Source organism: Verrucomicrobiota bacterium, from assembly GCA_037139415.1.
GTDB lineage: Bacteria > Verrucomicrobiota > Verrucomicrobiia > Limisphaerales > Fontisphaeraceae > JBAXGN01.
Genome location: JBAXGN010000207.1, coordinates 1 through 13,427, shown reverse-complemented (window position 1 = coordinate 13,427; position 13,427 = coordinate 1). Strand labels below are relative to the sequence as shown.

Annotated in this window: 7 protein-coding genes; 3 read left to right on the top strand and 4 right to left on the bottom strand. The window is 54.2% G+C overall.

The window, feature by feature from the left end; all coding sequences use genetic code 11:
• Positions 1-940: 940 nt before the first annotated feature.
• The 3 genes from WCO56_25340 to WCO56_25330 form a co-directional block, all read right to left on the bottom strand.
• Positions 941-1,249, bottom strand: a complete 309-nt coding sequence (locus WCO56_25340) for an ABC transporter (protein ID MEI7732921.1) — start codon at positions 1,247-1,249, stop codon at positions 941-943.
• Positions 1,246-7,029, bottom strand: a complete 5,784-nt coding sequence (locus WCO56_25335) for an RHS repeat-associated core domain-containing protein (protein MEI7732920.1) — start codon at positions 7,027-7,029, stop codon at positions 1,246-1,248. The genes WCO56_25340 and WCO56_25335 overlap by 4 nt, the downstream gene beginning before the upstream one ends.
• Before the next feature lie 206 nt (positions 7,030-7,235).
• Positions 7,236-8,171 carry a hypothetical protein gene (locus WCO56_25330; GenBank protein MEI7732919.1) on the bottom strand — a complete coding sequence of 312 codons (936 nt, stop codon included), beginning with the start codon at positions 8,169-8,171 and terminating at the stop codon, positions 7,236-7,238.
• Between the two features lie 585 nt (positions 8,172-8,756).
• Here WCO56_25330 and WCO56_25325 point away from each other — a divergent pair.
• Positions 8,757-10,250, top strand: coding sequence for a DUF4055 domain-containing protein (locus WCO56_25325; GenBank protein ID MEI7732918.1), 1,494 nt, complete (start codon positions 8,757-8,759; stop codon positions 10,248-10,250).
• A 13-nt stretch (positions 10,251-10,263) separates the two neighbouring features.
• Here the strand turns inward: WCO56_25325 and WCO56_25320 are convergent, their stop codons facing one another.
• The gene (locus WCO56_25320; protein ID MEI7732917.1) at positions 10,264-10,833 is read right to left on the bottom strand and encodes a hypothetical protein; all 570 of its coding nucleotides are present in this window, start codon (positions 10,831-10,833) and stop codon (positions 10,264-10,266) included.
• A 1,155-nt stretch (positions 10,834-11,988) separates the two neighbouring features.
• Between WCO56_25320 and WCO56_25315 the strand changes: the two genes are divergently transcribed.
• A complete protein-coding gene (locus WCO56_25315; GenBank protein MEI7732916.1) occupies positions 11,989-12,756 on the top strand; it encodes a hypothetical protein in 768 nt (255 codons plus the stop codon).
• Between the two features lie 55 nt (positions 12,757-12,811).
• Positions 12,812-13,427 (top strand): coat protein (locus WCO56_25310; protein ID MEI7732915.1); only part of this gene is annotated, 616 nt, incomplete at its 3' end.

The following is a 13,427-nucleotide window of genomic DNA, read 5'->3' as shown; positions in this document are numbered from 1 at the left end:
TGACTTCTCCGCTGAGCACAGCGAACTGACATCCTCGGGGCGTATCGAATTGCGAATCACCACCACTATCCCTGAGCGTATCGGTTGGCGCGTCAGCGGAGCACTACTGGAGTCCAGGCACTGTTAATCGCGGAATCCGCATCGAATGGCGCGTGAGCGGGGGCGTATCGAATCGCGAGAAACTACTGGAATCCATGGCGGGCATCGAGGTTGCGGCAGCGGGGGCGCACCAGAATGCGAGCAAGCTCTGGTGTCTACAGTGCGTGTCAGTCGGCGCGTGAGCGGGACCCCATAGGAGTCCAAGAACTATGAATCGCGGAATCCGCATCGAATGGCGCGTCAGCGGGAGCGTATCGAACTGCAAGAAACTACTGGAATCCATGGCAGGCATCGAGGGCGCGTCAGCGAGGGCGCTCCAGAAAGCGAGTCAGGTCTGGTGTCCACAGTGCGTATCGGTTGGCGCGCCAGCGGAGCACTACAGAATTCCAAGCACTGTGAATCACGGAATCCGTGTCGAATGGCGCGCGAGCGGGGGCGTATCGAACTCCGAGAAACTACTGGAATCCATGGCGGGCATCGAGATCGCGGCAGCGAGGGCGCTCCAGAAAGCGAGCTCGCTCTGGTGTTCACAGTGCGTGTCGGTCGACGCGCCAGCGGTACGCTCTGGAAATCCACAGACCATCATCCGTATCAGGTATGCGCAAGGCGGGCCCCTGAGTGCCGGTTGCGGCAGCACCCGGCACGAAGGGGGCCGCCGCAACAGGCTGGAACTACAGGTATCCGAAGCTGGAATGGTAAAGGCCTATAGGAGACAAAATTAACAACCGTCGAGCTTGTAGCAACAGAGTCTAGTAGATCGCTTAGTGAGAGAAACAGCGTTAGCAGACATGCAAGGGAATTTATCATTTCAGGAAGTGGTCATAACTCGTTTCCTTCATCGTTAAGCGACTTTGAATTCAGTCAAGCTCTTCGGCCATAGGATGGTGTATTCACTTCCCGCGACCTCGCGATAAGCAACTCGGGCATCAATCCAAAAATCGCGTGTGCCGAGAATGGCCTTTACCTCGTTAAAGGCGCGCTTTGGATCGTCGGTGCGAATGAAAATGTTTACTTCGCCCGAGCCAGCGTCGTGTCCATCAACATCACTCGCCGTAGACAGGTTCTCGACCAAGGCATTCTCAACCTCAATCATGGCATCGTAGTCCTTGATTGAGGACGCCGGCCACTGCAACACAAGTTGGTATTTCATGGATTGTAAGGAGGCGGTTTCAGTCCCTTCTCGATTTGCTTCTGGATGTAAAACTTTTGAGCTTCTTCCGGCCCAATGGGAAGAGTCTCATGGAGATTGCGTTCAAGCTGGAGCATGTCTTTGCGAGATCCTTCCGTGAGGATTTTCAATCGACCGCCGCCAAGCTCTTCTTGCGTGTAGCGCGTTGCTGGATTCTTGGTGATGCCGAATTTCAAATGTTCACCCTGAGCGCCAACTTTCTGGTAAAGGTAGGTTGCGTCTTCCGCTACCGTCTTTGCGGCAGCACCCCCACGACCGAGTGCACCTTCAAATCCCCCGCCAACCATCGTTGCGATTCCAGCCGCACGTCCAATGTCCTGCGTAATTCCAATGGCCGCGTCCCAGCCGTTGTTTGCGTCCACTGCACTGGCACTTCCCTGGCCAACCCTCAACAAGTCTCCGAGGCCCTCGGTGACCGTGCCGGCCATATAGGAGGCAAAGTTAGCAACCGTCGAGCCCGTAGCAACAGAGTTCAGTGGACCGCTCACATTGTTTTGCAGCCAAGTAGCGACGGCACCACCCCAACCTTCCGATGGACATAATCCAAATGGATCAATCAAGCTGACCGGGTTGCCGTCCGCATAGGCGTAATGGTTCAACCCGCCTGAAAAGCCGGATGGGTCCGGATTGATAAACCGGCAGATATACGGGTTGTAGTACCGTGCCCGCATGTACAGCAAGCCGTTGGGATCGGTCTGCACCCCGTAGCGCCCGTTGAACAGGAACGGGGTATCCGTGTTGCCGCTCCGGTAGGTGGTGGTTCCGTAAGCGGAGTATTCCACCCGGTCCGTCACATTGCCGCTGTCGTCGGTGATGGCGACCGTGCTGCCCCGGTAATTGTAGTGGTAGGTCTTGGTGGCCCCGGCGTCATCCGCCTCGTAAAGCAGCCCCAGACCATAGACGTAATAGTTCGTCACGCCACTTTTCACCCGCATCAGCACCTGGGACAGCGCCGCGTTGGGGTCCACCACCAGGCGCGTGATGTTGGTGCCATTGGTGACCGCGACCCGGTTGCCTGCCGGATCGTAGGTGTAGTCCAGCCCACCCGCCGTTACCAGCCGGTTGCGGGCGTCGTACGTGTAACTCACCAGTGTGTTATTGGTGAGCGGGCCGGTGATCAGGTTGCCATCCAAATCGTAACTGACGTTTTGTCCGTTAAACGTGGCAATCCGGTTGTCGTCATCATAGGTCATGGACCGCGTGGGCGGAGTCGCGCCATGCGGCAGCGGCGCGGCAAATTCCCAATCCATTCGCGCGGCGGCATTCCAGCCAAACTTGAACAGGGCAATCGGGGTTCCCGAGGCCGTCCGCTCCAGAATGTTGGTGGTCTGCCCGGCGGCGTCATACCCCATCTCCCGCACCGTCCCGTTAGGGTGCGTGACCCGCTTTACCCGGCTGGCCAGGTCATACTCGATGCCAGTCTTGCGACTGGCCCAATCCGTGACGTTGGTCAGGCGGCTCAGGCTGTCAAATGCGTAGCTCACCGTCTTTCCCCCCGGATACACCAGGTTCGTCACGTTGCCATTGGCATCGCTGCGGTACTGGATCAAATTTCCATCGGCATCCTTGTACGTGGACACGCGATCATACGCGTCGAACGCCCAAGCGTTGGTCTTGCCCGCCTGCACCACATTCGTGCGGTTATTGTTGGCGTCGTAACGGTGGAGCACCGTGCCCACGCCATCCGTGCGGTTGGTCAACCGCCCCCGTGCATCGTAATACAGGCTGGCAGTCTGGGTGCTGGGCTCAGTCACGGTTTGCAGCAAGCCGCGATTATTATAAACCAGCTTGGTCTGTCGGCCCAACGGCGTGCTGGTATTCGTCAGCCGGTTGGCCCCGTCATAATGGAACTGCCACACTTTGCCATTCCGGTTGGTGAGCCGCACCTGATTTCCCGCCTCATCATATCCACGCCCGACAATGTGGCTGGCTGGGTCCGTCACCTGCAGCAGATCGCCCCGCAAGCTCCAGGTCTGGCGGGTGACCTCGTTGGCGGCGTTCGTGGTGGCGGTTTTCCGGTCGTCATCATCGTAACCAAACCGGGTGATGTGCCCAAGCGGATCGCCGACCGCAACCAAGCGACCGTCCGCATCGTTGGTGTAGCGCGTCGCTTGCTGGAGCGGATTAAGTGAGAGTGCCAGCCAATCGCGGATATCGTAACTGTTGGTCGCGACGGGCACGCCTTGCGGCGTGGTCGGCAGGGTGGTGGATAGCAGCTTACGCGTGGCGCTCCAGGTGTTACTGGTGGTGAAGCCGCGCGGGTCAGTTACGGCTTGCACGTTGCCCACCGCATCCATGCTCACCCGGCTGGTGAGGTTGGTTGGCGCGATGGTGTTCGTCAGTTCCCGGCGGCCATTGTATTGGAAACTCGTCACAAATGCCCGCGCGTTGGTGTGGCTTAACACATCGCCCAGGACATGGTTACCAAACGTTTCACTGCCAAGGCTGCCGGGATAGGAAATGCTGCTCAATTGGCGATAGGTGTCGTAGCCGTAGCTCGTTGTGCCACCTGGATCGGTGCGGCTGGTAAGCGTGCCATCCGTGGTGCTGTAAACAAACGTGGTCCAGTCGCCCGCGCCGTTGGTTGAGCCGGTCATCTGGTATTTTGCATTATAGCCGAACTTTGAAGTGTTGCCGCGCGCATCCACGCTGCGAACCAGATTGTCCTGGTTGTCATAGACAAACTCAGTCCAGTTTGTCAGCGGGTCCAAGGTATAAATCAGGTTATGGTGTCCGTCATAATAATAGTACGTGCAAGCCCCCAGCGGCGACATTGTGCCAATGGTATGGTCCTGCCCATCGTATATGGCCTGCGTGTAATGGTTCATGGCGTCAACTGCGGTCATCAGCCGGTGCTTGTCGTCAAATAAATACTGTTTGCGCCCACCCGCCGGGTCCTGCACGGCATTCAAGTACCCGGACCAGAAAAACCGCCAAAACTGATTGCCATCACCCTTGCTGTATTGCTCTATTACCCTGCCGAACCCATCATAATTGTTGGATACCACCACGCGGTTCAAGGCATCCAGGGTGGCCACGATCTGATGATTGGTGTCGTACACAAAGGTGCTGGCCTTGTTCTCCGGATCGGTCACGCTGGTGAGGTCTGTTTGGCCGGCGGTGGTCGTGTAATCGTAAGACACCGAACGGCCCGTGTTGTCAGCCACGGTATCGAGGCGCTGTGGGCTGCCGGAATAGGTCAATGTCAGCGTGCGGTTTTTCCAATCCTTGATGGTGCTTACCCGGTTGCTGCTGTCGTAGGCAACCGTGAGATTTTGGCTGTAGAGGTCCACAATATTGGTGAGCAGCCCAACACTATTGAATTTATACGTGTTCCCATGCCGCTCGCGCACCCGGTAAACCCCGTTGGTTTTATACATCGTCATGGTAGATTTGGCAGGCGGCGTGTAGGTGCCATCGGGCTGTTTGATGAATTGGATGGTATCCTCGCCCAAAGTCACAGACACGGCGTTGTTGATAAGTTGATCCAGGCCCCACTTGGCGATCAGCGCGGTGACCGCCCAATTTTTCGGACTGCCATTGGTGTTGTAGAGCGCAAACGCGGATTTGGTGGCCGCAATGATCGGTGCCATTTGGGCAGGGGTGGTGTCCCCCAGACCCGCCAGTGGGGCACTGACATCCACCGCCTTCAAATCGTAGTTATGCGTCCAACCGTGCGCGATGCCCGAAAAATTGTGGAGCCGGCGGCTGGAACTGTAATAGCGGGTGAACCGAATTCCACGCGGCTCGGGCTGCCCGAGGGTCAGGTCCGCCGCTGATATTTTAAACGAGCCGTCCACCATGCTCACTGGATCCCCGGAATAGGGTGCTGGGACCAACGGCGACCCTTGATTGAATTTATTCGGCTGGACACAACTGGCTTGGTCAACACACGGTGGGTCCACAACCGCTCCAGGGTTGGCCACGTAACCACCGTGATAGCCGCCGCTAATGAGCATGCTCATAACGCTAAATCCGCCCTCTCCGCCGCGTGCGACGATGCCGTAACCCGCCCAACTGCCTGCACCGGCAAGGACATTTGAACCATTCGCGGGAAGCAGCAGCGTATATCCTTTATCAATGAAGTTGTTCTTCAGATAAGTTTTATCGTAATTACTCAAGCTGGATTGAATAGCTGCCCAATTGTTACTTCGTGCTTGATAGGTCCGTTGACCATTGGCGTTGCCGATTTGCAGCATTTTCACCGTGGACGCCGCCACCAAACCGCTTGACTGCAATTGTTCAATCAGGGCGTGTTCGGCGGCGCTGGAAAAGTAGCTTTGCAGGTCGAAGATACGTGTGCCACGGGCTAAGTCGCTCACGCCATTTCCGTTGGCCGGATAGTGGCCGCTCAGTTGCTGACCGATGTCGATGTAATAGCCCTTGCCATACTCTTGGGCCATGCGCCCAAAACGATGATGTTGCAGCAAGAGCATGTCTTGTTGCGTCGCCAGCACACGGGCAATGCGCTCGGTTTGCAGCATCCAATTCAATCCCATGATATTGAGGGTCTCCGTCACAACTTCGCGCGAGGTGTCCGCCAATCCCTGCTCCCGGTAACGATCCAACCGGTCTTGCCGATGCCGCAGCCATTCCTGGTCCGCCTCGAACGCATACGTGATCGCGTAGCTCGCATTGGTTCGCTGGTAGGTGTTGGTGGTTATGTGGTCATTGCGGTTCGAATTAATCAGCGTATTGGTGGTAAAATCCCAACTTCCATGCGGATGATCTATACCCAGCACCACATCTACATGCTCGCCGCTACTGGTCTGCTTTTGTAGCAACAGATCGTCTTCCAACCACAATTGCGCGATCCCATTGGTGCTGAACGTCAACGCCAGCTTTTGCCCTTGCAACTGCGGCATGAACAAGAGCTGGTTGGTCGTGGCGTCCACCGTGATGTTTAGCGTCGTCATCAGGTTCGTCGGAATGTTTTCCCAGTCGCTTGTAAAGCCGGCAACAACGGTAAATGGCAGATTTTGATCCAGTGGATCCCAAAATGAGGTTTCAATGAATTGCCCACCGACAATGTCCTCCACTGCGGAGTTTGGGTTGCTGCTTTGCAGATAGCTCACCAGGTTGGTGGTGTAATCCCTCAGCTTATTGCGAAGGTTTGCTTCGCTCAGGCTGACGACATAATCGGCGTTGCTGGTACCCGCCGCTGCGGTCATCAATTGATTGGTGTCCAGGCGCATGGCGGTGGCGAGATCAATTCCGTCAAGAGGCCTACTGGTTTTAAATGCCGGATCGAGCGAGTAAGTGTAATCATTCCAGGTCAACTTGACCCATACCCGGTGCAGCACAATGGCGACATTCGTCCCATCCACATAGGCATAGGAGTACGGATACCCGCGACGATCATTCAAGCTCATCGTGTAAGCGGCGATGGTACTTGCACTGGTGCTGCTACCATCCATGGTCAGCCCTATCCAATGCTTGAAATCCCAATCATCCCCGTACTGACTTTCGTAAGTCATGACCCCAAAACCAAACTGGTAACTGGCCGTATGACCGGCGGCCCGCAACATCGCAACCAGTAGCGCGCACTGATCGAAGTCATTACCGCTTCGCTCCAAGAGCGTCAGTTGCGCCCCCTTCTTCGAACCGAAGTAATGCACGTAGCGGATATGGTCGTGGATGTAATCGAAAATCTGCTTGGGATCATTCTCAAGTCCGCGCGCCAGGGCCTGAATTTCGGGAGTGATCGCCTCGGCAATTTCAGGCGCGCTCACAAGCTGCATGGGGCTGAATCCGCTCCGGGACGCGTTACCCTGCGCAGTCATTGGGCGGGCAGGCAACGCCGAGTGGGAAATTATCCTGTCCGTGCTTTGAAACCACCCCGGCCCATTGAATTCCGCCGTGTCCTGCCCCCAGCAAGTCGCGATTGCAACCCAAAGGCCCAGCATTAGTAATCGGATCGTTTTCATCATGTTCCCTTTCGCCCGGTTCACGGTACTTGTTGCACGTTGCCTTCCGCATCGAGTGTGATGCTCTCGCCCGCCGCCCCCGAAATTACCCGAAGCCAGCCCGCGCCATCGTACTGATAATTCAACCGCCCGGAGGTTTGTGCGCTCTCATCAACATTGGGGTCCATGCCGTGCTCAACCTCCCAGCCGTCCGATAATCCATCGCCGTCCGTATCCCACTTCGTCGGGTCGGTATGGGAAACCAGCCGCTCGTAGGCGTCCGTGAGGCCGTCGCCATCCGAGTCCAACATGGTTCCCAGCCGGAAAAACCCATTACCCATCCAGCGATTGGTGAGCACCAGATTGTTCGTTTGGCCGACGTCCGTTCGCATCAGCCAAACCCAATTGGTGCGATTCAACCCCGCGACATCCGTGGCCAGCGAAGTGGTGCCGAATATATCGTACGCCGCAACCTCCGGCGTATGGATGATAAAGCTGGCGACGGTATTTGAGATGGAAACCTCCAACCACAGTTCATTGGTGTCATGGAAGGTTGACGGAAGCTGCGGATCTGCCATCGCCATTTCTCCTGGTATGGGCGGGTCGTCATCCAGCCCATTTTGCAGCATCAGACTGCGTACGACATGATCCAAAGCCTGTTGTTGCCGGAGCGCCACATAGTCCACCTGGCTGTCATCCACAATGAACTGGCCGTTGCCCATGGCATAGACCGGCACTCCAAGGTTTACCAAATCGGTTGGCGGAAACGGCGTGGGCGGTATGGGCTTGCCGGGGATGGGGCCTTTAAGAACCCAGTAAGTACCAAACCGAGGCAAATCCTCGGTGGCGAGGGGTTGCAGATTGGCCAGTTGCGCCGTTGTAGTCTGCGGCATCGCGTGCAGGCTGGCGCTCGTTATCAGGACAAAACCCAAAATCAATGCGAGACGACGGATGACGGAAGGATAATGTTGGTTCATAAAAAGAATGGCCACCGCAATTTGACGGTGCGGGCGAAAAACACGATGGTTGCCCAGTTTCATAATTTTTCGAGAGTGACAGAGCTTTGATGCGTTAAAACCTATACTAATCAGATAAGCCTTTGCTTACCTTATCTTGTCATTGGATTAGCAGAAATTGCTAATAGTCAACAACCCAAGAAGGCACACGCGACTATGGCCTGCCCCGTGAGTGCCATTGGCGCGAGCCGCCAGGGGTCCGAGCCGGACTGGCCACCCACAGCCGCGGCACGAACGGGGCCGCCGATGGGTGGTGTGCGCGTTACACGAATGAATGGAAAGAACAGCAAGGACTCCAAGGACAGCAGGGACTGGGACGGATGGGACTAATGGGAAGGCGTTTCCCCGGAACACCGGTTGCGTAGCATCCGGTGTGGAGGGGGACACTGCCGAGCGCAGGTTCAGAATGGCGGTGGCGTGATGTGGCGTGATATGGCGTGATGTGGCGCTAATACAGCATATTGAATAGGGGTGGGCAGTTGTGTAGCATAATGATGGTATTTTTATACCGACCGATTTGGTTGGGAGTTAAGAGAAAGAACATTTATGCCAGTGAATAATACGCATCCGGAATACGATTTGATGACCGCGGCTTGGATTCGCGCCCGTGATGTCCTTGGTGGTGAAGACAGCGTCAAGGTGGCGGGGGAAAAGTACCTGCCCAAATTGGAGGCGCAAAGCGATGAGGAGTACCAGGCGTACAAGGCGCGCGCCGTGTTCTTTAACGCCGCTGCCCGGACGCTGGCTGGTTATGTCGGGATGTTGTTCCGCAAGCCGCCCTATATCGAGGTGCCGATTACTGGAAGCGCGTTGGGCCAAGCGATGGCAGAATTCAATAATGACGCCGATATGCTGGGCACGTCGTTGTATGGTTTTTCCAAACAGATTGTCAGTGAAGTTGTGAGTGTCGGGCGCTGTGGCACGCTGGTGGATTGGGAAGGCTCGGACGAGACTGGCCACGGGGAGAACCGCGCGTATGCGACGTTGTACCGGGCTGAGCAAATTTTGAATTGGCGCGTGGAACGGGTGAACGGGCGCAGTATTCCCACGCTGGTGGTGTTGAAAGAGGCGACGGAAGTTTCAGGGAGCGACCTGTTCGCAACGGGATTCGCGGAACAGATCCGGGTGTTGCAGCTGGAGGAGACTCATGGGACGGATGGGACCAATGGTTTCCGATGTGTGGTGGATGTTTGGCGGCCCAAAACTGCCGGCAGGAGCCAAAGCACGAGCCAAGGCAATGAATGGGAACTGGCGGAAACGCGGGTGCCGTTGCGTTTGGGCAAGCCGCTGCCGTTGATTCCGTTTGTGTTTCATGGGCCGGAGAACTCGCGGCCGACCGTGGCGCGCGTGCCGCTGGAAGACATCATTGCGATGAACCTGAGTCATTACCGGATGGATGCCGATTTCAAACACGGTCTGCATTATACGGCGCTGCCGACTGCCTGGGTGAGCGGGTTTGATAAAACCGCCACGCTCAAGATCGGGTCGAATGTTGCCTGGGTAACTGAAAACACCGGCGCCACGGCTGGTTTTCTGGAATACATGGGGCAAGGGCTCGGGTCGTTTGAGCGGGCGTTGGATCATGCGGAACGATTGCTGGCGGTGCTCGGATCGCGGCTGTTGGAAGGGCAGAAGAAAGTGGCGGAAACGGCAGAGGCGTTGCAAATCCGGCAGAGTGGCGAGGATAGTATTCTGAGCAGTGTGGCCACGAGCATCAGCGAATCGCTGACGCATGTGGTGCGCTGGGTGTACTGGTGGAATTCAACGGAAGAAAATCCGGAGGACATCACGGACCAGCAGGCGTTGCTGGATTTGAACACGGACTTCCGCACGACGGGCATGAGCGCGCAAGAGATCACGGCGCTGGTATCAGCCTGGCAGGCCGGAGCCATCAGCCAGGATACGTTATTCAATTTGTTCCGGCGTTCGGAAATTATACCGGATGGGCGCGGGAATGCTGAGGAAAAGGGGTTGATTGGCCTCTATAAACAATCTCCACCTATTCTCGGTAACAAAACACCAAACCAAGCGTTACAATGAACAGACTTTCTTTTTAACAAAAGTCTTTCATCTCATTGGATATTATGTCGATAAAAGTGGAAAATCTGCCTAAAAAATATTCCAAAGCAACTTTATCACAAAACGCGAATTGTTTAAATCCCTCGTAATTACTTTCCCAGTTATTATAGGGATTTTTCACCCGACTCCACCAATGATTGGGAAAATCGTTACCTTCATTCAATACTTGTTTAATTCTGGCATGCGCTTTTTTCCGCTTATCCTCATTGTCACTAATAAGGGCAATTGAGAAATAAAGTCTATCTTTATCATGGTCTTTCATGCCTAATTTAAACTTATTGATCCAGTTTTTCCCATGCAGTATAGTGTGTATGTTTATAAAATTCCCGGTACTCTCATCAGTCCAACATACCTCACTAATATCCAATGCACATTTTGTTTTTATTGTGCTATTGATATTAGTAATTAATACCTTAATAAATTCAGTGCGTATTCTCTCGTAAATCTGCCGACTACTAAATGCTTTCCATGTTTCAAATGCCACTTCCAGATTCTCTTCGTTTTTAAGTGCCTGATTAATTATAACAGTTGTTAAATCTATCATATGTAGTTGTTTAGTGTGTTATTGATAAAGTCCTTTAAAAACCATTTGTAGTGCTCGGATTGACAAAGACTCACGCAATTTAGAATCCACTTCTTAAACTGGTTTCTATAAGTTATGTGAATAAATTGATTCGTCTGCTCAAGCCTCTGCCTAAGGTCTTTGGGAATACTGTTTTCAGAAGGAAAATGACCATCGTCTGACAAATAAACAATGATGAAGTTTGTCTTTCCGTACTTATTTGCTAAATCTTACGCGTAATCCTTTAATTGATCGTCTTTATCGTCATATCGGGGTTTATTTTCTATCATAATTCCAAAATCCGACCAATCTATGAGTATGTCCATTCTCCTTAAATTATTGACGTGTTGACGAGTGAGCACTTCAGTATCAATTGTAGGTATTTTGGTTGTTTTTTGGAAATTTATGAGCTTTAGGAACTCGTCAAGAAAAACGGGTCCTTGCCCATGCTCGCCGTACGGCCGTAAAATATCAACCACTATGGCGGATATTTAATTCTCATTCGTATCAATATATTTGAACACATTAAACTTGTATGACGTGTATGCTTCTAACTCCTTGTCATATTGCCTGTGCATTTTAGAGAAAAATGCTATGTCATTAAAATAGTTCTGAGCATGACATTCGAACAAAGTGAGATTTGTGTCTCTCACGGCAATTATATCCCTAAAATACGTTTCTACAATTCCCATAAAACATATCAACGGCGGTAAACTTGTTCGTAACGATATATACTTAATAGCGAGTTTATAACGCGACCCAGCTTGATGTACAAGAATTTAGTGGAACTCTAAATTCATGTTATATACCAGTAACACCAGGTAAATAACTTCTAACGGATTGCATTTTCCCGGCGTCTTGCCTGAAATATTTAAGGCACAACGTCATACGTTAGGGCTAATTTTGTCTTCCGTCCATCAAGCTAAAATGTGTCAAATAATTTTTATAAAAAATTGTGGCGTGGTGTGGCGTGGTGTGGCGTGAATCGGGTAGTCATCGGCTAACATGAAAATGCGCCACGCGTGCTCCGCCAAATATTTTCTAAAACCGTGGTGTAATGTGCGGAAAGGCAGAAGGCAAAAGGCTAAAGGCAGAAGAAAAAACAGAGCCTCGTGATGTCGGCTGCCACAGAAAATTATGGCACTGAAATACAAATACAAATCGAGAGAGGAAATTCCGGCGGAGCACGCTGGTTTTTACACCGAACGCGATGGCGCCTGGCACTTGGATGCGGAGGGCGTGGTCGAGAAAACCAAGCTGGATGAAATCCGCGCCAGCAATCTGGCCCTGGCCAAGGAGCGCGATGAGTTGAGGCAACGCTTCGAGGGGATTGACCCGGATGAAGTTCGCAAGCTGGCTACCGAAAAACAGAAGCTTGAGGAAGCCGCCCAGTTGAAGGCGGGCGAGGTGGACAAGGTGGTGGAGAACCGCATCAAGGGGTTGAAGGCGGATTGGGACAAGCAGGTCCTCGGCCTGACCGGGGAGCGGGATGCGTTGAATGCCCGGCTGGTGACGATCCAGATTGACCAGGGCGTGCTCACGGTGGCGACTAAACGCGGGCTGCGGCCCACGGCCATCCCGGACATCACGGCGCGGGCGCGCACGGTGTTCCGATTGGTGAATGGGGTGCCCACGGCTTATGAGGCGGATGGCAAGACCGTTCGTTACGGCAAGGATGGCATCACCCCCATGACTTTGGAGGAATGGACCGACCAGCAAGTGGCGGAAGCACCGCACCTGTTTGAATCCAACGCGGGCGGCGGGGCGGCTGGCAACGCCTCCGGGGCGGTCGGTAGTCGGGCCGTGAAAAACCCGTTCCGCAAGGAGACGTGGAATCTCACGGAGCAAATGAAGTTGCAGAAGAGTGATCCGGGCTTGGCGGCACGGCTCAAGGCGGCGGCGTAAGCAGTAAACAGTGATCAGTCATCAGTAAAAAACGAGAAAGGAAACGGAGTAAGTTATGAGTAAGACGGCAGTGGCAGATATTATTGTTCCGACGTTGTTCGAGCGGTATGCGGTCGAACGGACGGCGGTGTTGTCCACGTTTGGACAGTGCGGCATTGTGGAGCATGCGCCTGAATTTGACGCTCTGGCAGCGGGCGGCGGGCGCGATGTGAAGATGCCGTTTTGGAAGGACCTGAGCGGGGCGCGGCAGCTCCTGAGTGATTCGGCATCGCTCACGGTGAACAAGATCACCAGCGACCAGGACATTGCGCGGATTCAGAATGACGCGCAGGTGTGGAGTGTGAATCACCTGGCGAAGGTGATTTCGGGCGATGATCCGATGCAGCGGATTGTGGATCTGGTGGCGGAGTACTGGGCGCGTACGGATGAGGGCATGGTGGTGTCGTGCCTGAAGGGCATCTTTGCCGCGGCCAGCATGTCCGGAAACAAGCTGACCATCGCCAGCGAATCCATCGCGAGCAAGACGACCAGCACGGTGCTGAATGGTTCCACGTTCGTGGATGCCACGTTGAAGCTGGGGGACCGCAGTGACCGGCTGACGGCGATTGCGATGCATTCGGCCACGGAAGCGGCGCTGCGCAAGCTGGACTTGATTGACTTCATCCCGGACA

Coding starts and splice junctions, on each gene's coding strand:
- WCO56_25320 (MEI7732917.1), bottom strand. CDS start 10,833: ATGATAGATTTAACAACTGTTATAATTAATCAGGCACTTAAAAACGAA.
- WCO56_25325 (MEI7732918.1), top strand. CDS start 8,757: ATGCCAGTGAATAATACGCATCCGGAATACGATTTGATGACCGCGGCT.
- WCO56_25340 (MEI7732921.1), bottom strand. CDS start 1,249: ATGAAATACCAACTTGTGTTGCAGTGGCCGGCGTCCTCAATCAAGGAC.
- WCO56_25315 (MEI7732916.1), top strand. CDS start 11,989: ATGGCACTGAAATACAAATACAAATCGAGAGAGGAAATTCCGGCGGAG.
- WCO56_25335 (MEI7732920.1), bottom strand. CDS start 7,029: ATGCAGCTTGTGAGCGCGCCTGAAATTGCCGAGGCGATCACTCCCGAA.
- WCO56_25330 (MEI7732919.1), bottom strand. CDS start 8,171: ATGAACCAACATTATCCTTCCGTCATCCGTCGTCTCGCATTGATTTTG.